We start from the raw sequence: 19,434 nt of genomic DNA on the forward strand, positions 1-19,434 counted from the left end.
TAGTAAAGTAAGAAAGGATTGCTAAACCCACTAGCCGCCCAGCAAGGCCGCCTCCTCGGCCGTGAGCCCGTACAGGGCGGCCACCAGCGCGTCAATCTGCCGCTCCAGGGCCGTGGTATCGGCGGCGGCATCGGCGGCTTTGGCGGCCAGCACCTGCTCCACCAGCGCGGCTATGGCGGCCTGCTGCTCGGGCGTGGCGGGGGGGATGGGGAGTTGAGAAATTTGCGCAAGCTGCATTGCCATTGCATTATCCTTCATCTTGGTCGTAATCTGTTGCAAGACACGAAAGATGGAAGCGGAATTAAGCACGCCTAGCAGATACAAATCTTTCCCTGGAATAAAGAAGGTCTTGTTGTTCGCGTAAGTACCGTTCGTGTCGAGTGCAAACTCCTGATAAACGGCTATTTCCTTCCACATTATTTTATCCTCGGCAAATAGGTCGTAGTAGTCACAGGCCCGCAGCTCCCACCAATACTGGCCTTTATCGGTGCGTTTGGCAGCGGCAGCCTCGAAGGGCTGCAAGTGCTGGGCAATGGCCGGGTAGGTAGCCAACAGCGCGTCCCAGGGGGTGGGGTAGGCCGGCTTATCGGGGGCCACGTTGTAAATGCCCCGCTTGTCGGGTTTCCAGCCGAGGCGCTGCCGCGTACAGCCGCTGGGCAGCAAAATCAGGTAGGTCTTGCTATTGGGCAGTTGGTAACGTTTCAGGTCACGGCCGGCCAAAAAGGGCTTGATAACTTCGGCGGAGGCCGCATCTTGCGCAACCAGCCGCTCGCGCGTCGCGCTGTCGATGACGAAGGCTTCGTTGAGGCCGGTTAATAAGCCCCGATAGATTTTCCCGTCTACATACTGCTTCAAAGGTGTGCCGGCGGCCATCAGCGCGTCTACCTGCTGCTTTCTGGTGCCCTCGGTGAAGTGCCAGCCGGTGTCGCGCAGCGTGGCCTGATCCACCGGGCGGGTGTGCAGGGCTACCAGTTCATCAAGCTGCACCTGGGGCAGCGTCGGAATCAGCGCGGCCCGAAACACTGCATCGGGCGCGGGCTTTTGGCGGGTGACGGTGAGAATGGCCGGGTACGCCTTGACCTGCGGAAACACGTACAGGTCGCCGAAGTCAATAAACTCCACCAGTGTTGTATGCACAGGCAGCCAGCGGCGTAGCGGCTCCCCAAAGCCGGTATTGAGCCATTTGTTGGAGGTGATAAAGGACATTTCGCCCCCCGGTGCCAGGAGCTTGGTGCCCAGCTCCATGAAGTACACGTAGAGGTCGGCCCCGTTGGAGCCGGTTTCGAATTGTTCGGCCAAGTGCTTTTTCGCCGCTGGGGCCAGCTCCTCCTGCCGGATGTAGGGCGGGTTGCCGATGACCGCGTCGAAGCCGCGGAAGGAGCCGTCGGGGTTCAGGATTTCCGGGAACTCGAAGCGCCACTCAAAGGCGTCGCGGTAGAGGGTGGCGTCGCGCTTTTCGGTGAGCTGCTCCTGCGTAAGGTCGATGAGCATTTGCAGGCGCTGCTGCTCCACGGCGCGGTCCTGCTCGGAGCGGGCTTTTTTGCCGAAGAGGTCGAGGCCGGAGTATTCCAGCTGGGCCAGCTGCCCGCGCAGGTCCTTGAGCTTTTTGTTGAGCGGGTCGTGGATGCTCACGGCCACCCGGAACTGTTCCTTGAGGCGGGTGAGGAAGTCCTGCAGCTCCTGCTTCTGCTCGCGCCCCCGGGCCGAGAAGAAGGCGGCGAAGGCGCGGCGGTAGGCGGCCACGGAGGTGTCCTTGCGGCGAAACACGTCGGTGAGGTCGGCCCCCAGCGGGTAGCGGCCAATGAGGGAGTTGCCGGCGCGCACGTTCAGGTCGAGGTTGGGGAGGGTTTCCAGCTCCTGGTACTGGCTGGCGGGGGTGTAGTAGGCGTGCTTGAGCAGCTCAATCCAGAGGCGCAGCCGGCAGATGCGCACCGAGTTCGGGTTCAGGTCCACGCCGTAGAGGCAGTGCTCGATAAGGTGGCGCTTTTCGCGGAACAGGGCGCTTTGCAGGCGGGTGTGCGCCTTGCCCACGTGGCGGGAGCCGTCGGCCGCCAGGCGGGCGCGGTACTCAAACAGGGTGTCGTCCTCGTCGTCGACCACGGCCAGCTCGTCGCGGGCCACGGTGAGGGAGTAGCGCAGGCGCTTGCCGTCGTCGTCGAGCAGCAGGCCCAGCTCGCTCTTGATGGCCAGCAGTTCGTTCAGGGCCGAGACCAGGAAGTGGCCCGAGCCCACGGCCGGGTCGCACACGCGCAGCTCGTTGAAGGCCCGGCTGAATTCGGGGCGCTGCCGAGCCTCCTCGTCGAGCAGCTCGCGCAGCTCCCCGATGCTCTCGGCCCGGTAGGCGTACCGCTCGTTGAAGTGGCGCACCACGGCCCGGCGCAGGGTGTGGCGGCACATGTACATGGTGATGAAGCCGGGCGTGTAGAAGGAGCCGTCGCGGTAGCCGTTGATTTTCTCGAAGATGAGGCCCAGCACGGCGGCCGAAATCAGGGGCCGGTCGTCGCCCTCCTGCACGGCCTCTTCGCCCTCGGAGGCAAAGTCGTAGGCGTCCAGAAAGCGCAGCAGGTAAGTGAGGGCCAGCGGGGCCGGGCTGCCCGCCTCCTGCTGCAGCACCGAGCCGCCCCGGCCGCGCCCGCGCCGCAGCAAGGGCAGCTCGATGCGGTCATCGAGGCCGGAGATGCGCAGCGTCACGCGCTCCAGGGCCGAAGGCTCAAACAGGGAGGAGTTCAGGTAAGGCACCTGGCGGTACTGGGCCGCTTCGGGCGCCTCGCGCTCCTGGGGCGGGCGGTTGAGCACCCGGTAGAAGAGCAGGTTCAGCTGGTCGTACTCCTTGAGCTGGCCGGGGTCGAGGAAGCGGAAGGGCGCGTCGTGAGGGGCGTGGTAGCGGCGCAGCTGGCCCTCCAGCAGCTTCAGAAACAGCAGCCGCGACACCCAGGTGAGGCACAGGGCCAGGGCCACGCCTTCGGCCTGCGCGTCGGGGGTGTCGCCGTAGGTGGCGCGTTCTTCGGCCGGCAGGTTGCGCAGCATGTCCTCGGCGCGCAGCTGCACCAGGGTGTTTTCGAGCAGGGAGCCCCGCTGCCGGCCCGGCCCGGGGGCGCAACGCTGAATGAGCTTGCGGTTCTTCTCCTTGACTTCTTCGAGGCCCATGAGGTAGAGCAACTCCTCGTAGAAGGCCCGGTTGAGGGTGTTGGCATCCTGGGCAAAGGGCTCCTTGAGCAAGTGCGGGGCCGAAAACAGTTTGGCTTGCCAGAGCAGGCCCCGCTCGCCCAAGGCCTTGCGCTGGCCCTTGTCGTCGCGCACGTCCAGGGTGAAGTGCGTGAACGGCAGCTCCGCTTCTGCCTTATCAATCAGCGCCTTAACGTGGTCGTAGAAGAATTTGGTGTCGCCGCTGGTCGTCTGGCCCTGCTGGTGCTTCTGGAAGAAGGTGCGCAGCTCCGTGTTTTTCCAGAACACCCGGTGAAACTCGTGGGCGTCAAAGACAAACCACTCGTAGCCGTTGGTGATGATGAGCTGGCGCAGCTCCAGGGCCTCCTGCTCGGAAGTGCGCTCCTGGAAGTAATACAGTAACAGCTCGTGCAGGGCCTTGCGGTTGAGGTTGCCCTTCTGCACCATTTCGCCCTTGTTCTTGGCGTGCTTCAGCTCGAAGATGATGCCGATGGGGTCGGCCACGCTGGCCCCGGTATGCATCACCAGGTCGCGCTTTTTGCGGGAGTTCAAGTAGTTGGAGAAACCAACGGCCTGCAAAAAGCGCCGGATGGGCTCAATGATATCGGCTTCGTCGGCCTGGGCATCCAGCTCCGTGAGGAGCTGACGGCGGGCGGCCTCATAAGTATCGAGGGTAGCACGGGTTACTTTCTGACGACGATAGGCAAGGTCAAGGGCCTGGGAAGGCTGCTGGGGCTGGTATTTCATACGGCGCGCAAGATACGGCGGGGCCGGAGCGCGCAAAAGCACCCGCCGTGCCCACTGGCCCCCCGGCCCGGCCCCAGCCCCCCGCCCGCGGTGGGCAATTCTGTTCGTTGAGCGAGCTACTACCCAGCACCAGCACGCAAGATGTCTCGCGGGCCTGCTGCCCACTGACCTTGAAACCGTTCCGCTTCGGGCAGCTGGCCCGTCTACAACCGCCGCCGCACCTGGCCCAGCACGCGCTCCACCTCGTTGCGCACGGCCCAACTGCTGGTGGGGTGGTTGTTGTTCATAAAGGCGAAGGCCACCAGCCGGCCGCTGCGGGTGCGCAGGTAGCCGCAGAGGTTGAGGTCGTGGCGCAGGGTGCCGGTTTTGGCCCAGATCCAGGGGCCGCCGGCGCTGGCGTAGCGGCGGCGCAGGGTGCCGGAGCCGCCGCCGCTGGCCAGCAGGCTGAGTAGGCGGTGTTCGGGCACTTCCTGGTGCAGGCGGCCGAGCAGGGCTGTCAGGTCGCGGGGGGTGAGCAGGTTCAGGGGCGAGAGGCCGGAGCCGTCGACCCACACCGGGGCGTCGGGCAGGAAGGCAAGGCTGGTGCGCCGGGCTTCGCGGATGACGCGGCCGGTGCTGAGCGAGTCGCGGTAGCCGACCCGGGTGGCGCACATGAGCAGCAGCTGCTCGGCCAGAAAATTATCGCTCACGCGCAGCATGCGGCGGTAGAGCGTGTCGGCGGGCAGGCCGGGCAGAGTGCGGATGGCGTCGCCCCGGGTGGGGTGGGGCCGCCAGGCGGCGGCTACCACGCGGCGGCGCAGGGTGTCGCCGAGCAGGCGGCAGAGCAGGGCGCGGCTGGTGCGGTAGGGCACCTCATCCACCCAGCGGCGCGGGGCGGGTAGGGCCACGAAGCTGTTGCTGAGCAGGGCGCGCTGCACGTGGCCCTGGGGCGGGCCAGGCGCGGGTGCCGGGGCCAGGGAAGTGAGCGGGGCGAAGGCGCGGGGCCGCACCTGCAGGCGGGCCGGGCGGCCAGGGCGGCGACGTGCGGGCACCGCGGGCACGTAGTAGAAGCGCACCGTGTTGCCGTAGAGGGGGAAAGCGCCGCGCTCGGGCTGGAAGTAGTAGCGGTAATCGTCCCAGGCCCAGCCGGGGCCGTAGGCCGGGGCGGTGGGCAGCTCGCAGTAGGCCAGCACCCGCTCGGGGCGTGCGGCCAGGAAGGCGTAGGCCCGGCGCGAGGGCACGTCGGGGTGGAGAAAGGTAGGGTCGCCGGTGCCCTGAAAGTAGAGCGTATCGTGGCGGGAGAAGTAGCGCAGGCTGGGCAGCGTATCGGGCAGCAGGTGCAGGGCTGCGTAGAAGCTCAGCAGCTTGAGGGTGCTGGCCGGCTTGAAGTACTGCGCGGCGTGGTAGTCGTAAAAGGGCCGGGTGCTGTCGGCGTAGGCCAGGCTGAGGCCGACGGCGTGGCGGCGCAGGCCGGGCGCGGAAGTCAGCAGCGAATCGAGCCAGGGCAGGGGCGTAGCGGCGGTGACCGGGGGCGGCACCGTGGGGGAAGGATGAGACTGGCGGGAGCAGGACGGCGGCCAAGACAGACTCCAGGCCGTGAGCAGCAAAAGCAGGGAGAAACGAAGGAGCACGGGGCGCAAGATACGGAAGCGACGCCCCGCTGGCTTTGGCCCAGACTACGCGGCGGTAGGCGGATGGTAGCCGCGCTCCTAGTCGCGGAGCAGATAGAAACTAAAGTTGGTGGATAGCCCGCCGCGAAAACCTGTTTGGCGCCGCCGACCTGTGGAGCGCGATGAGCCGCAGGCGAGTAGGCAGGACTGTTCGATACCGCATTGGCCCCAGGACGCCAACACGGTGCCACACGTCAGCGCGGCTAACGGGTTTCCGTGCTGCCGGCTACCGACGTGGCTCCAGCTGCCGCCACTCCCGGCTAATTCGCCAGCAGCAGGGCCACGGACTGCTGCACGGGCAGCGGCACGCCGTAGCGCTGACTGACCTGGGCCAGCAGGGCGGCGTACACATCCAGCAGCAGATCGGCCATTTGCTGCTGCACGGCGGCCAGCTCCCCCACGCCCTCCATCTGCGCGTGCAGCTGCCGGACCTGGGCGTAGAGCCGGCCGAGGTCGGAATCGGGGGCGGGCGGGCCTACCAGCCTGGGGCCGGGCTGGGCCAGCAACCGGCGCAGCCCGGCCCGCTCCTCGGGCGAAAACGGCTCCGAGTAGGGCCGGATGATGTTGCGGATGATATCGATGGCCTGGTGCGCGCGGGCCAGGCTCTGCTCTAGCTCTTCGTCGGACATGGATAGGGCGGCGTACGTGATGAGAAATAAAAACCTTGGCGGCGGAGCCCGGCGCCAAGCCAAAAGGTAACCAACGCCCGGAGTTTTCCGCAAGCGCCGCCCCGGCCCAACGGCCCACTCTTGTCGTTTACGAAAAAGCCGGGCCGCTGTGGTCAGCGGCCCGGCTCAGGCTCGGAGGTGTGTCGGCGAAGGCGGGTTTAGAGCATCTGGCCCATCACCGTGAGAGCGGCCATGGTGGGGGTGGGGTGGCCACCTTCGTCTTCCAGGGTGATGGCAAAGGCCTGGGCGCTGGCAATGTCCTTCATGCGCTGCAGACTGTCGCCAGCGGCGGCGGCCTGGCTCAGCATGCCCGCGTCCACGGGCTTGCTCTTGTCGAGGGCCCAGAGCTGGTACTGCTTGCCGCTGGGGGCGGCGGGCAGGTTGTGCACGTCGACGTACACGGCGCGGGTGGCAGGGTTGTACATAACCTTGGCGCGGGCGCCGGGGGCCTGGGCCGTGCCCGTCATAACCACGGTGCGAAACTGCTCGTCGCGCAGTACACCCAGCTCCGAGGTGCGGGTGGCCAGGCGCTTCTCCACGGCTTGCATGCCGGCGGCGTACGTTTCTTGTCGGGCCTGGGCCAGGCTCAGCTCGTGCTGGGAGTCCTGCAGGCGGGCGTAGAGCAGCCAGTTGGCGCCCAAGCTCAGCAGCAGGGCCACCGAGGCGGCAATGGCCAGCCAGCGGAAAGCGCTGCCGGCGGTGGTTTGGGCGGGGGCGGATATGGGGCGCACCACGGCCTCGGGGGCCGGGGCGGGCGGGACAACGGGGGCAGCTTGCGGCGCGGCAGCCGGAGCTTCGGCCTGCTGGCGAACGGCCTGCTGGAAGCCGCTGAGTACCCGTTCGCGCATGCCGGCGGGCGGCGTCACGGCGTGGGCGTCGGCGTACAGGCCCAGGGCGCGTTGCACCCGGGTCAGCTCGGCCCGGATAGCCGGGTATTCAGCCGCGAGCCGCTCCACCTCGGCCGCTTCGGCCGGGGTGAGCTGCTGCAGCGCGTACAGCTCGAGTTGTCCTGATTCGATGTATTCCTCGATGTTCACAGCTCAGCTTAACGGATCAGGTTGGAAAGGACTTTGATGGCGGCGCGGGCGCGGGTTTTCACGGTTCCCAGGGGCAGATTCAACTCTTCGGCTACCTCACTTTGGGTGTAGCCTTCGAAATACAGCAAGTCGACAATCTGTTTCTGGTCCGGGTTCAACTGGCGCGTAAGTTCCTGCAGCCCGATGTGCTCGGGCCGGAAGGAATCCACGGCGGGCTGGTACTCGGCCGGACTCTCGTCTAGCGGCTGACTGTGAGAACTTACGCGGTACTGGCGGGAGCGGATTTTGTCAATGGCTAAATTTCTGCACACGTTCAGCACCCAGGTAAACAACCGGCCTTTCGACGGGTCGTAGCTCTGAAACGAATGCCAGATCTTAACCATTCCCTCCTGCAGTACATCCTCGGCTTCTTCCTCTCTGCGCACGATGCGCAGGATAACGCCGTACAGGGCTGCCGAATACCGGTCGTAGAACTCGGTCATGGCAGCCTCGTCCTGGGCGCGCAGCCGGGCTACGAGCTGTTCTTCGGCGAGGGGGGGCGGCTCGGGTAGCAAACTGGTCACGGGGTTGGTTGTGGGGCCCACCCAGGAGCGGTGTAAGCGGGCGGGCTGGTCAAAAGTAAGGACAAAACGCAGACGACAAAGCGGCCGAGGCCAACCCTGGCCGCCCGAAACCGGTTATACACCGCGAGGGGAAGCCTCCTGACGTACGTACCAGAAGCCGGGCCGTTGCCCCGCGTTTTGCACTTTCTGCCCATGCCCATCGAGTCCTACAACCCGTACACCGGCCGCGTGCTGCGCCGCTTCCGCCCCTTCGCCTGGTCCAAGGTCGAGCGTATTCTGGCCCAAAGCCACCGCGCCGCGGCCCAGTGGCGCCTCACCTCCTTTGCCGAACGCGCCGGGCTGATGCGCCGCGCCGCGGAATTGCTGCGCGAGCGGGCCGAGGAGCTGGCCCGCCTCATGGCCCTGGAAATGGGCAAGCCCGTGACGGATGGCCGCGCCGAGGCCCAGAAGTGCGCCCTCTGCTGCGAGCACTATGCCGAGCACGCCGCGCAGTTCCTGGCCGACGAAGAAGTCAAAACCGAGGCCCAACGCTCCTTTATCAGCCACGAGCCGCTGGGCGTGGTGCTGGCCGTGATGCCCTGGAACTTCCCCTTCTGGCAGGTGGTGCGCTTCGCCGCCCCCGCCCTGATGGCCGGCAACGTGGGCCTGCTCAAGCACGCCTCCAACGTGCCGCAGTGCGCCCTGGCGCTGGAAAAGATATTCCACGACGCGGGCTTTCCGCCGGCCACCTTCCGCGCGCTGCTGGTGGGCACCGAAGTGGTCGGCAAGCTGATCGAGGATGACCGGGTGCGGGCCGTCACGCTCACCGGCTCGGAGCCGGCCGGGGCGCAGGTGGCCGCCACGGCCGGGGCCCAGATCAAGAAAACCGTGCTGGAGCTGGGCGGTTCCGACGCCTTTATCGTGCTGGCCGACGCCGACCTGGAACTGGCGGCCAAGACGGCCGCCCAGGCCCGCATGATCAACGCCGGGCAGAGCTGCATTGCCGCCAAGCGCTTCATCGTGGAGAAGCCGGTGATGCGCGAGTTCATCAACCAGATGAAAACCCACCTTCTGGCCCTGCGCACCGGCGACCCGCTGCTCGACAGCACCCAGTACGGCCCCCTGGCCCGCCCCGACCTGGCCGACGAGCTGACCGAGCAGGTGAACGACTCGGTGAAGCAGGGCGCGAAGGTGGAGCTGTTCGGCGGGCAGTCGGCGCCCGGCACGGCCCTGTTCCGGCCCATGATTCTGTCGAACGTGAAGCCCGGGCAGCGGGCCTACGCGGAGGAGCTGTTCGGCCCGGTGGCGCTGGTGCTCGAAGCCAAGGACGCCGACGACGCCATCCGCCTTGCCAACGACTCCCGCTTCGGCCTGGGCGCGGCCATCTGGACCAAAGATGCGCGGCGCGGCGAAGAGCTGGCCCGGCGCATTGAGGCCGGGGCGGTGTTCGTGAATGCCCTGGTCAAGTCCTCGCCCGAAATGCCGTTTGGCGGGGTGAAGAAGTCGGGCTACGGCCGGGAGCTGAGCTACCTGGGCATCCGCGAGTTTGTGAACCAGAAGTCGGTATGGGTGGCCCCGAAGGCGAAGAAGGTGGAGTAAGCGGTGAACTGGTGAGTTGACATTCGGGCGACGTGGAAGCCCTGCTCGCGCAACCTGCCTAAGCGAAACAGGCTACGCTATTTCACCATGAACCTGTTTAGGACGTGTCATGTCGAGCTGGTCGAGACATCTCGCGTGCTGATGCCAGGTAGTAACTCAATCATTCAACGAGAAGATTACCGTCCGAGCGAGGTGTCTCGACCAGCCCGACATGACGTTCTGAGGACTTCCCGAACGGATTCATTGTTCCAGCAACTCCTGCTCGCACACCCTTTTACGCTCTTAAGCGTAGCCCAGCACCCGGTACACCACGTAGCCGCTGATTTCGTGCAGCAGCAGGCTCCAGCGGCTGAGCGCGTCGGCGTCGGGGATGAGCCAGTAGGTGGGGGCGAGGCTGCGGTCGGTGCTGAAGTAGCCGGCGGGGAAGGCCACCGGGTGCAGGCCCACGCGGCGGAAGCAGCCCAGGGCGCGGCGCTGGTGAAAGGCCGAAGTGATGAGCACCACCGTGGTGTCGAGGCCCTGCTGGTGGAGCAGCTCCTTGGTGAAAAGGGCGTTTTCGCGGGTGTTGCGGCTGCGCTGCTCCAGCAGCAGGTCGCGGGCGGGCACGCCGGCCAGGCGCAGCAGGGTATACAGGTCGCGGGCTTCGGTGTGGGCTACCTCGCGCACCGCCCCCGAGCCGCCCGAAATCAGGATGCGCCGGATGCGGCCGGCCCGGTACAGCCACAAGGCATGGGTGAGCCGGTCGGCGCCGTGCTGCAGGTACACCCGGTCGTGCGGCGACTTGCTGACCTGGGTGATGCCCGTCAGCAGTACGCCCACCGGCCGGTGGCCCACCGCGGCGGGCGGCACCGGCGGCAGCTCCCAGGCCAGCAGGGCCTCGTTGACCAGCGCCCCGTTGGTACCGACGAGCAGCAGAACCAGCGCCGCCAGCAGCAGGCCGCGGCGCCGGGCCGGGCGGCCGCTGAGCAGGGCCGCTACGAGCAGAAACAGCAGCCACACCAGCGGCAGCAGCAGAAAATCGAGGACCTTAGAGAGCAGGAAGAACACGGCCGCAAAAATCACGGATTTGTGCGGATTTGACGGATGACACGGATTTTGTGGACGGGCACCGGATGAATATAGAACGTCATCCTGAGCGCAGCGAACCGAAGGAAGGCGAAGCCAAGGACCTTCCTCGCACCCTGCACCGACGTTAAAATCCAAGCTCAGACGCAATTCCGGCAGCACAGTAAAAGCGTTGCCTAAGCAATTGGGAGTTAGCAGCTCGGCTGCTATTAAGACTGCGCTAGCCGAAAACGTCAGGGCGTTGGCATCAGCGGCGGTGCGGGGTTAGAGGAAGGTCCTTGGCTGCGCTCAGGATGACGTGCTGATTGATGCGGCGGCCGTAGGCACCTAATCACCTAATCACCTAATCATTCATCGCACCAGCGGCACGAAGGCGCGCAGGCGGTCGAGCATGCCGCGCACTTTTTCCTCGGTAGTCAGCGAGTCGCATTCCAGCAGCTGGCCCTGGCAGTAGCTCACGAAGAAGGGCGCCACACGCTCCTGCATGAGCTTTTTGGCCACGGGGTTTTCGTCGGAATCCAGGCGCAGAAACAGGATGGGCTGGTAAGCCTCGTCGTCGGCGAACTTGCCGAAGGGCGGGGACAGCTGCTCGCAGATAGCGCAGCCCGCGGAGGTAAACTTGGCGAAGACCTTCAGGTGCTCGTGGGTAAGGCGGCGCAGACCTTCGTCGTTGGTGTCGTGGACGCGCTGGCGGGGGGCTTCTTTCATGCGGCGGCTGGATCGGGAAAAGAGGGAGTTGGCCTTGTACGAATTAGTGGCGCTTTTGGCCCAGAATGGGAAAACAACCAGCCCGTCGGCGCAGCTTCAGAAAGCCGGACCGGCGGGCTGGTTGAATTAGTGGCGGCGCCGCAAACAAGGCCGACCGTTAGGCCGGCGCGGGCCTAGCGCAGCATCATCTGGCGGATGTAGCGCACCGGGGCGCTGCCGTAGCTGAGGAACTGCTCGTTGAAGTTTTTCAGGTCGAAGTCCTTGCCCAGCTTCTGCTTCATTTCCTCACGCAGGGCCATGATTTCGCTGTAGCCGGTGAAGTAGGAACTGAGCTGCACCTGGCTCAGGGTGGCGCGGCGCCACTTGTTGCGGGCTTCGGCTTCTTCCTGAAATCCGTCGCGCGTGAGCAGCTGCACCACCTGGGCCTCCGGGGCATTTTCGGTCTGAATCTGGTGGTCGATAATGGTGTTCAGCGTCACGCGCATGTTCCACTTGTCCCACATCAGCCAGATTTCGTCGGTGCCGCCGGCGTAGCCGCTTTCCAGCATCATGCGCTCGGCGTACACGGCCCAGCCCTCAATCATGGCCCCGTTGCCGAGCACGGCCTTGATGATGCTGGGGGAGCGGTTGGCGTACACCAGCTGGGTGTAGTGGCCCGGAATGGCCTCGTGGATGTTCAGAATCTGCAGGGTGTACTGGTTGTACTCGCGCAGGTAGCTTTCGGCCTGCTCGGCCGGCTGCCCGTCCAGGGGCTCCACGTTGTAGTAGGTATCGGCCCCCTTATCATAAGGCCCCGGCGCCGACACCGAAGCCCCCGCGCCCGAGCCGCGCATGTACAGCGGCGTCTCGCGCACCACCAGCGGCTTCGTGGGGTCCTGGGTCAGCAGCTTCTTCTCGTCCACGAACTTGACCAGCTCCGGAATCTGCTGGCGCACCGCCGCCACGAAGCCGGCCTGGGTGGCGTGCTTGGCCGAGAGCTGCTTGATGACCTCGCGGATGCGGGTGAGCGTGTCGGCGGGCAGGGGCTGGCCAGCCAGGTACTTGGGCCAGAGGCGGGTGGCGCGCACGGCCATGTCCTGCAGCAGCTCCCGCTTGTGGCGCAGGGCGCGCTGGTACACCTCGTCGGCCGAGGCGTTGGCCACGATGTCGTAGCGGAACTTCTGGTCGAACAGCGCCTTGCCGATGCGGAAGCTGCGCTTGGCCCGGGGCCGCAACTCCTTATCCAGAAACTGCACGTACTCGCCGATGGCCTGGCGGGTGGTTTCGATGCGGGTGCGCAGCTCCTCCTTTTCGCGCTCCGAGAGGCTGGATTTGGCTACCGAGTCGAGCAGGGCGGGACCGAAGACTTCCAGGCCGCCCTTGTTCTGCAGGATGGCCAGCTCCAGGTGCTCCTTGGTGGGGTTCTGCAGGTTGTTTTCGGCGGTGGCGTAGTACTCCAGGCTGCGGTTGATTTTGCCCGAAATGCTGCGCAGGCGCTGGGCCAGGGGCTGGTAGCGGCCGTTGAGGATTTCGGCCACCGGCTCCGAAATGTTGTACTGGGCCGGGTTCCACTGCCAGCTGCGCAGGGTGTCGTTGTACCAGCGCGTGCTCCGCAGCTGGTTCACCATCATCAGGTAGTCGGTCTGGTTGTTGGGCGAGAGGGAGTCGAAGGCGAAGCCCTGCAGCTCCCGCAGGCCCCGCTCGGCGGCCTTGTTTTCCACCTGCCGCCGGCCGGCGGTAGGCAGCACCAGCACCGCGTCGTACTTGTGAAAGCCCTGCGAAGAGGCCCAGCCGGGGTTGTAGTACCAGAGCGAGTCGATAAACCGCTCCTTGTACCGGTCGAAGCCGATGTCGGCGGGGGAGGACTGGGCGGCGGCGTTGTCGGTCTGGCGCTGGCAGCTGGCGGCCAGCACGCCGGCGGCTACGAGGCCCAGCAGCGGCAGCCGGGAGTAAAGTTGGGACATAGGGAAGGGTAGGAAGAAAAACGGCGAACGGGCGAAGGTAGGGGCAAAAACGGCCGTTGGTACCCGCGGGCTGCACGGCCGGACCGCGCCGCGCCGGCGGCTGTTTGGCGGGCCGATACAGCCGCCGGCCAAGCTCAACCGTAAAAAGGGCCGTTTGCCCGCAATTCCCCACTTTTAGCTTTTCGCTCCCCTCATGCACGGCACCATCTTTACCCTGCTCAAGCGCTACGTGCAGACGCAGTACGACCACAGCACCTGGATTCGCCTGGTGGAAGCGGCCGGTATCAGCGCCATCGACTTCGACCACAAGCACGTGTACCCCGACGAGCACATGTACGCCCTGGTGGGCCACGCCGCCGAAATGGCCGGCATCCCGGCCGCCGAGCTGCAGGAGAAATTCGGCGAGTACCTCGTGCCCGACCTCATCTACATGTACCAGAAGCTGATGGACCCGGGCTGGCGCACCCTGGAAATGCTGGAGCACACCGAAAAGGTGATGCACAAACGCGTGCGCGAGGAGCACGAGGACAACGCCCCGCCCGTGCTCGACGTGCGCCGCGTGGCCCCCGATGAGGTGGTGGTGGAGTACGTGTCAAGGCGGCGCATGGGCGCGCTGGCCGTGGGCATCGTGCGCGGCCTGGCCACCTACTTCGACGAGGCCGAGCGCATCGAGGTGACGCCCACCACCCGCGAAGACGGGGAGCACGTGCACATCCGGGTGCGCCGCCTGCCGGCCTAGCCGCCGGGTTCGGATAGCCCGCCGGCCGGTTCAGCCAGTCGGGTGGCCCTGCAGCCGCGTTTTTTGCGTTTCTTGCCCGTCGCCGCGCCAATCCGAACCCGGCGCGGCTTCGTTTGTCTTCTCCGAGATGGAAAAAAACACCTACTACAACCCCGCCGACCTCGCCAAGTTCGGCAACGTGACCGAGTGGCAGGCCGAAATGGGCCGCAAGTTCTTCGACTACTACGGCGAGGTATTCAAGGAAGGCGCCCTCACCGAGCGCGAAAAATCCCTCATTGCCCTGGCCGTGGCCCACGCCGTGCAGTGCCCCTACTGCATCGACGCCTACACCTCCGACTCCCTGCAGAAGGGCGCCGACGAGGCCCAGATGATGGAAGCCGTGCACGTGGCGGTGGCCATCAAAGGGGGCGCCGCCCTGGTGCACAGCGTGCAGATGATGAACAAGGCGAAGGAGCTTTCGATGTAAACCGCTGATTCGCGCTGATTTTCGTGATTTCGCTGATTTTTGACGTTCAGGCCGGCGCTGTCGGCCTGAATTATACTTAGTTGTCTGATTTCACTGAAGTTATGAGCGAAATAGTGGATGAACGGTACGCGCAGTCGGCGCTGACCGGGCAAATTATTGGGTGCGCCATGCGCGTGCACGCGGCTTTGGGCAACGGCTTTCCGGAAATCATCTACCAGCGGGCCTTGGCTGTGGAAATGGAATCCGAAGGCATGTCCTTTGACGAGGAGTTTGCCCAGCCCGTGTACTACCGCAACGTCTGCATCGGCTCCCGGCGGGTGGATTTTCTGGTCGGCGGCGAGGTGCTGGTGGAGCTGAAAGCCACGCACGAGCTGACCGATTTGCACCTGGCGCAAACTATTAACTACCTGAAAGCATTCAAGCTGGAAGTGGGCCTGCTGATCAACTTCGGCGAAAAGAGCCTGCGCTACCGACGACTGGTTAAGTCGCAAAAGCAGAAGTAGGACCCTCATCCTAGTCTCCTGAACGTCAGAAATCAGCGAAATCATGGAAATCAGCGCAAATCAGCGATTAAGTCTGACGGGCCGCCACCACCCCCTGGCCGATACCGGGTACCAGCTCACCGTGCTCAACGCGGCGCAGACCAGCGGGGCGGCCTGGCCGGCTTTCGGCAGCAAGCTGCGCGAGACGGGGCTGCTGCCGCTGCGGCCCACCGGCATCAGCACCCTGCAGCTGAACGTGGGCAAGATGTGCAACCAGACCTGCAAGCACTGCCACGTCGACGCCGGGCCCGACCGCACCGAAATAATGACCCGCGAAACGATGGCGCTCTGCCTGGAAGCCCTGCGCCAGGCCCCCGACATGCAGGTGGTGGACCTCACGGGCGGTGCCCCCGAGATGAACCCGGACTTCCGCTGGCTGGTGGAGCAGGTATCGGCCCTGGGCCGGCAGATTATTGTGCGCTGCAACCTGACCATCATCGTGGCCAATAAGAAGTACCACGACCTGCCAGAGTTCTTCGCCCGGCACCGGGTGCGCGTGGTGTCGTCGCTGCCGCACTTCTCGGCCGCCCGCACCGACGCCCAGCGCGGCGAGGGCGTGTTTGAGCGCAGCATCCGGGCGCTGAAGATGCTCAATGCCGTGGGCTACGGGCAGGAGGGGAGCGGGCTGACGCTGGACCTGGTGTACAACCCCTCGGGCGCATTTCTGCCCGGCTCCCAGGCGGGGCTGGAGCGCGACTTCAAGCAGCGCCTGCGCCGGGAGCACGGCGTGGAGTTCAATAGCCTGCTGACCATCACCAACCTGCCCATCAGCCGCTTCCTCGACTACCTGCTCGAATCGGGCAACTACGCCGCCTACATGGACAAGCTGGTGCAGGGCTACAACCCCGCCGCCGCCGCCAACGTGATGTGCCGCAGCACCTTGTCGGTGGGCTGGGACGGGCAGCTCTACGACTGCGACTTCAACCAGATGCTGGAGCTGCCGGTGGAGGCCCGCGCCCCGCGCCACATCCGCGACTTCAACCTCGCGCGCCTGCAGGAGCGCAGCATCGTGCTGAACCAGCATTGCTACGGCTGCACCGCCGGCGCGGGCTCCAGCTGCGGCGGCGCGACGGTGTGAGTCAATTAAAAATTGAGAATCAAGAATTAAAAATTGAAACGAGTTCTGCTGATGTGGTCAGCGCTGCTGGCATTGGTGGGCTGCGGCTCGGCCCAGGACAAGCCCGCTCCGGGCGCCTCGCCGGCCTACGCGGCCCTGCTCAAAACCCTGTACAAGAACACCGTACCCACGCTGTCGGCCGCCGAGCTGGCCCGCCTGCGCCAGCGCCAACCTGCACTTATCCTGCTCGACACCCGCTCGGCCGCTGAGTACCAGGTAAGTCACCTGCCCGGGGCGCGCTTCATCGACTACGACGCCTTCACCGCCGCTGCCGTGCGCGACCTGCCCCGCGAGCAGCCGGTGGTGGTGTACTGCTCCGTGGGGGTGCGCTCCGAGCGGATCGGCGAGCAGCTCAAGGCCCTGGGTTTCCGCGACGTGCGCAACCTCTACGGCGGCCTGTTCCAGTGGTCGAACGAGGCCCGGCCGCTCATCGACGCCCACGGCCCCACCCAGCGCGTGCACCCGTACTCCGCCCTCTGGGGCACCTGGCTCACCCGCGCCGAAAAAGCATATCAGTGAATGTGCTGATGTGTTAATGTGTTAATGTGCTGATGACCAATTAGCCAGTAGCAGAACAGCATCAGCACATTTCCTCACATTAGCACATCAGCACATCAGCATATCAGCACATTAGCACCTCAGCACATTAAAATGACCGAGCACCTGCTGATTTTTGCCCGCTACCCGGAGCTGGGCAAGGTAAAAACCCGCCTGGCCGCCGGGCTGGGCGCGGCGGCGGCACTGGAGGCGTACGAGCAGCTGCTGGCCCATACCGAGGCGGCCGTGGCCCCGCTGGCGGCGGCCCGCACGCTCTGGCTGGCGGCGGTGCCACCCGCGGGGGCTGCCCCGCTCTGGCCCGGGACGGCGCAGCAGCTGCAGCCCACCGCGGCCGACCTTGGCCAGCGCATAGCTCACGCGTTCGACGCGGCTTTTGCCAGTGGCGCCCGGCGGGTGGTCATCATCGGCACCGACTGCCCCGGGCTGAGCACCGCCATTCTCGAAGCGGCCTTCCGCGCCCTGCACGAGCACGACGTGGTGCTCGGGCCCGCCGCCGACGGCGGCTACTACCTGCTGGGCCTGCAGCAGCCGCAGCCGACGCTATTTGCGGGCCTGCAGTGGAGCACCGATTCGGTGCTGCGCGACACCCTGGCCCTGGCCGCCCGGCAGGGCCTGACGGTGGCCCAGCTGCCCACCCTGCGCGACGTGGACACGGCCGAGGACTGGCAGCACTGGCAGGGCCAGCGGGGAGAGTAAGCCCCGGCGCTACCTTTGGGGCTGTTTCCTTGCCCTGAAGCCTCCTCGTATGCTGTGTTTTGCCGCGCTCCGTCGCCTGCCGGCGGCCCTGCCCGTACTGCTCCTGACGGCCTGCTCGCAGCCGGCCCCGCCCGCGGCAGGTGGGCCGCCGCCTTCCTCGCTGGGCAGCATCGAGCGGCACTTCGACCGGCAGTGGGCGCTGAGCAAGCACTGGGACGACGGCCTGGCCGAAGTGGCTACCTACGCGGCCGAGCGGGAGGTGTACAAGAAGAAGCGGACGTACGAGCTGACCATCATCACGGTGAAGGAGGACTTCAACCGCGCCTTCGACGTGAAAACCGACGACTACCAGCGCCCGGACCTGTTTGCGGTGATGAAAGTCAACGAGTTCTGCCAGATTCCGACCGACAATTACCCCTACCACTACCTCACCTCCCTGTTTTTCCGCCGCGAAGACCCCGTGCAGCTGCACAAGCTCACCAGCTCCTCGCAGGAGTGGTGCGGCAACACCTTCAAGGCCCTCACCGACAGCGCCACGGCCTACCAGTACAGCTACAACTCCTACTGGGACGGGCAGGGCACCGGCCGCCGCAGCCTGCCGCGCGACATCGTGCTGGAAGACGCCCTGCCCTACACCCTGCGCAGTTTGCGCTTCAACGACCAGCCGCTGTTTGAGGTGAACGTGCTCGAAACCCAGCAGACCAGCAAGGCCGCCGAGCCCAAGCTCTACCGCGCCGGCGTGCGCGTGGCCCGCGCCGCCGACGCCGAGGCGCCGCGCCCGTCCTGGCGCGTGACGGTGGAGCTGGAGCGCGGCAAGGCCAACGTGTACTGGTTTGACCAGCGCTACCCCCACCTGCTACTGCGCCACACCGCCTGGGACGGCCGCACCCTGTTGCTCAAGAACGAGCGGCGCTACGCCTACTGGCAGCACTAGGGGCGTCTGCGACGTAGCGCGAACCGCAGGTCAGCGGAGCTAAGCTCTGCTTCGCGTGTTCTGAACGACAGACGCAGAACGAAATCAGCCGGACGAATAAGATTACTATCTGGGATACGCGAAGCGGAGCTTCGCGCTACGACGCGGACGGCTGCGTTTTGTATTGCACAAGCCGGGTTTTGTATAGCGCCGGCGCCGGCCCGGAGCCGAACCTTTGCAGGGTAATCATTCACCCCAAAATCCCTGCAAATGAACACCCTCAAACGCGTAGCCCTGGGCAGCCAGGGTCTGGAAGTACCCGTCGAAGGCCTGGGCTGCATGGGCATGACCGGCGGCGTGGGCGGCATGAGCGTGTACGGCGCCGCCGACGAAGCCGAAAGCCTGCGCACCCTGGACCGGGCCCTGGAGCTGGGCGTCAACCTGCTCGACACGGCCGACCTCTACGGCCCCTTGCTCAACGAGCAACTGCTGGGCCGCGCCATGGCCGGCCGCCGGCAAGAAGTCATTCTGGCCACCAAGTTCGGCTTTGAAGTCGACGAGGCGGGGCAGTTTACGGGCCGGCTCAACGGCCGCCCTGACTACACCCGCCGCTGCATCGAACGGTCCCTGCGCAACCTGGGCACCGACTACGTGGACCTCTACTACCTGCACCGCCTCGACCCCGAAGTGCCCATCGAGGACTCGGTAGGGGAGATGAGCCGCATGGTGGAGGAAGGCAAGGTGCGCTACCTGGGCCTCTCCGAGGTGGCGCCCGACATCCTGCGCCGCGCCCACCAGGTGCACCCCATCACGGCCCTGCAAACGGAATACTCGCTCTTCGACCGCGGCGTGGAGGAAACCGGCTCCCTGCAGGCCGCCCGCAAGCTGGGCATCGGCTTCGTGGCCTACTCGCCGCTGGGCCGCGGCTTCCTCTCCGGCGACATCAAAACCCCCGACGACTTCGAGCCGGACGACTCGCGCCGGCTGTTTCCGCGCTACCAGGGCGAGAATTTCTACAAGAACCTGGAGCTGGTAGAGAAAATTCAGGCGCTGGCGGCGGCCCGGGGCGTGACGGCCGCCCAGCTGGCCCTGGCCTGGGTGCTGGCCCAGGACGTGGTGGCCATTCCGGGCACCAAGCGCCGCAAGTACCTGGAGCAGAACGTGGCCGCCGCCGCCCTCACGCTCAGCCCCGCCGAGCTGGCCGAGCTGGAGGCCATCATGCCGGTGGGCGCCGCCGCCGTGGGCGCGGCCTACCCACCCGGCTTCTGAGCCTCAATCAG

At 65.8% G+C, this 19,434-nt stretch carries 17 protein-coding genes; 9 read left to right on the top strand and 8 right to left on the bottom strand.

From position 1 onward, the window contains the following. Positions 1-30: 30 nt before the first annotated feature. The 5 genes from EJV47_RS05025 to EJV47_RS05045 form a co-directional block, all read right to left on the bottom strand. Positions 31-3,912 (bottom strand): type IIG restriction enzyme/methyltransferase, encoded by a 3,882-nt coding sequence (locus EJV47_RS05025; RefSeq protein ID WP_126692035.1) that lies wholly within the window; start codon positions 3,910-3,912, stop codon positions 31-33. Positions 3,913-4,115: 203 nt separating this feature from the next. Next, positions 4,116-5,522 carry a D-alanyl-D-alanine carboxypeptidase gene (locus tag EJV47_RS05030; protein WP_126692036.1) on the bottom strand — a complete coding sequence of 469 codons (1,407 nt, stop codon included), beginning with the start codon at positions 5,520-5,522 and terminating at the stop codon, positions 4,116-4,118. 299 nt (positions 5,523-5,821) lie between these two features. Next, on the bottom strand, positions 5,822-6,190 hold the full coding sequence (locus EJV47_RS05035) for a hypothetical protein (RefSeq protein ID WP_126692037.1): 369 nt from the start codon (positions 6,188-6,190) through the stop codon (positions 5,822-5,824). A gap of 197 nt (positions 6,191-6,387) precedes the next feature. Continuing rightward, positions 6,388-7,266: an anti-sigma factor gene (locus tag EJV47_RS05040; protein WP_126692038.1), complete on the bottom strand. Its 879-nt coding sequence runs from the start codon at positions 7,264-7,266 to the stop codon at positions 6,388-6,390. An 8-nt stretch (positions 7,267-7,274) separates the two neighbouring features. After that, positions 7,275-7,829: an RNA polymerase sigma factor gene (locus EJV47_RS05045; protein WP_243651017.1), complete on the bottom strand. Its 555-nt coding sequence runs from the start codon at positions 7,827-7,829 to the stop codon at positions 7,275-7,277. A gap of 192 nt (positions 7,830-8,021) precedes the next feature. Here EJV47_RS05045 and EJV47_RS05050 point away from each other — a divergent pair, with 192 nt between their 5' ends. Then, positions 8,022-9,407, top strand: a complete 1,386-nt coding sequence (locus EJV47_RS05050) for an NAD-dependent succinate-semialdehyde dehydrogenase (RefSeq protein WP_126692039.1) — start codon at positions 8,022-8,024, stop codon at positions 9,405-9,407. Positions 9,408-9,689: 282 nt separating this feature from the next. Here EJV47_RS05050 and EJV47_RS05055 read toward each other — a convergent pair whose 3' ends face one another. From EJV47_RS05055 to EJV47_RS05065, 3 genes are all read right to left on the bottom strand, one after another. After that, complete coding sequence (locus EJV47_RS05055; protein ID WP_165903624.1) at positions 9,690-10,469, bottom strand: YdcF family protein; 780 nt, start codon at positions 10,467-10,469, stop codon at positions 9,690-9,692. Between the two features lie 354 nt (positions 10,470-10,823). Next, complete coding sequence (locus EJV47_RS05060; protein ID WP_126692041.1) at positions 10,824-11,180, bottom strand: thioredoxin family protein; 357 nt, start codon at positions 11,178-11,180, stop codon at positions 10,824-10,826. A gap of 173 nt (positions 11,181-11,353) precedes the next feature. Then, complete coding sequence (locus tag EJV47_RS05065; RefSeq protein WP_126692042.1) at positions 11,354-13,123, bottom strand: DUF885 domain-containing protein; 1,770 nt, start codon at positions 13,121-13,123, stop codon at positions 11,354-11,356. 193 nt (positions 13,124-13,316) lie between these two features. Here EJV47_RS05065 and EJV47_RS05070 point away from each other — a divergent pair, with 193 nt between their 5' ends. From EJV47_RS05070 to EJV47_RS05105, 8 genes are all read left to right on the top strand, one after another. Further along, positions 13,317-13,862, top strand: coding sequence for a heme NO-binding domain-containing protein (locus EJV47_RS05070; RefSeq protein ID WP_126692043.1), 546 nt, complete (start codon positions 13,317-13,319; stop codon positions 13,860-13,862). Between the two features lie 127 nt (positions 13,863-13,989). After that, the gene (locus EJV47_RS05075; protein WP_126692044.1) at positions 13,990-14,328 is read left to right on the top strand and encodes an arsenosugar biosynthesis-associated peroxidase-like protein; all 339 of its coding nucleotides are present in this window, start codon (positions 13,990-13,992) and stop codon (positions 14,326-14,328) included. Between the two features lie 101 nt (positions 14,329-14,429). Beyond that, a complete protein-coding gene (locus tag EJV47_RS05080) occupies positions 14,430-14,831 on the top strand; it encodes a GxxExxY protein (protein ID WP_126692045.1) in 402 nt (133 codons plus the stop codon). A 43-nt stretch (positions 14,832-14,874) separates the two neighbouring features. Then, complete coding sequence (gene arsS, locus EJV47_RS05085) at positions 14,875-15,948, top strand: arsenosugar biosynthesis radical SAM (seleno)protein ArsS (protein WP_126692046.1); 1,074 nt, start codon at positions 14,875-14,877, stop codon at positions 15,946-15,948. A 33-nt stretch (positions 15,949-15,981) separates the two neighbouring features. Next, complete coding sequence (locus EJV47_RS05090) at positions 15,982-16,506, top strand: rhodanese-like domain-containing protein (RefSeq protein ID WP_126692047.1); 525 nt, start codon at positions 15,982-15,984, stop codon at positions 16,504-16,506. 132 nt (positions 16,507-16,638) lie between these two features. Further along, the gene (locus EJV47_RS05095; RefSeq protein ID WP_126692048.1) at positions 16,639-17,241 is read left to right on the top strand and encodes a TIGR04282 family arsenosugar biosynthesis glycosyltransferase; all 603 of its coding nucleotides are present in this window, start codon (positions 16,639-16,641) and stop codon (positions 17,239-17,241) included. 49 nt (positions 17,242-17,290) lie between these two features. Next, entirely contained in the window at positions 17,291-18,175 is an 885-nt protein-coding gene (locus EJV47_RS05100; RefSeq protein WP_126692049.1) for a hypothetical protein, read from the top strand. Between the two features lie 249 nt (positions 18,176-18,424). After that, the gene (locus EJV47_RS05105; RefSeq protein WP_126692050.1) at positions 18,425-19,423 is read left to right on the top strand and encodes an aldo/keto reductase; all 999 of its coding nucleotides are present in this window, start codon (positions 18,425-18,427) and stop codon (positions 19,421-19,423) included. The last annotated feature ends 11 nt before the right edge of the window (positions 19,424-19,434 follow it).

It is taken from the genome of Hymenobacter gummosus (assembly GCF_003970915.1).
Lineage (GTDB): Bacteria > Bacteroidota > Bacteroidia > Cytophagales > Hymenobacteraceae > Solirubrum > Solirubrum gummosum.

Excerpts from the sequence above, each read along its gene's own strand:
- EJV47_RS05075 (WP_126692044.1), top strand. The coding sequence starts at position 13,990 with ATGGAAAAAAACACCTACTACAACCCCGCCGACCTCGCCAAGTTCGGC.
- arsS (WP_126692046.1), top strand. The coding sequence starts at position 14,875 with ATGGAAATCAGCGCAAATCAGCGATTAAGTCTGACGGGCCGCCACCAC.
- EJV47_RS05095 (WP_126692048.1), top strand. The coding sequence starts at position 16,639 with ATGACCGAGCACCTGCTGATTTTTGCCCGCTACCCGGAGCTGGGCAAG.
- EJV47_RS05025 (WP_126692035.1), bottom strand. The coding sequence starts at position 3,912 with ATGAAATACCAGCCCCAGCAGCCTTCCCAGGCCCTTGACCTTGCCTAT.
- EJV47_RS05060 (WP_126692041.1), bottom strand. The coding sequence starts at position 11,180 with ATGAAAGAAGCCCCCCGCCAGCGCGTCCACGACACCAACGACGAAGGT.
- EJV47_RS05080 (WP_126692045.1), top strand. The coding sequence starts at position 14,430 with ATGAGCGAAATAGTGGATGAACGGTACGCGCAGTCGGCGCTGACCGGG.
- EJV47_RS05100 (WP_126692049.1), top strand. The coding sequence starts at position 17,291 with ATGCTGTGTTTTGCCGCGCTCCGTCGCCTGCCGGCGGCCCTGCCCGTA.
- EJV47_RS05035 (WP_126692037.1), bottom strand. The coding sequence starts at position 6,190 with ATGTCCGACGAAGAGCTAGAGCAGAGCCTGGCCCGCGCGCACCAGGCC.
- EJV47_RS05105 (WP_126692050.1), top strand. The coding sequence starts at position 18,425 with ATGAACACCCTCAAACGCGTAGCCCTGGGCAGCCAGGGTCTGGAAGTA.
- EJV47_RS05065 (WP_126692042.1), bottom strand. The coding sequence starts at position 13,123 with ATGTCCCAACTTTACTCCCGGCTGCCGCTGCTGGGCCTCGTAGCCGCC.
- EJV47_RS05050 (WP_126692039.1), top strand. The coding sequence starts at position 8,022 with ATGCCCATCGAGTCCTACAACCCGTACACCGGCCGCGTGCTGCGCCGC.
- EJV47_RS05070 (WP_126692043.1), top strand. The coding sequence starts at position 13,317 with ATGCACGGCACCATCTTTACCCTGCTCAAGCGCTACGTGCAGACGCAG.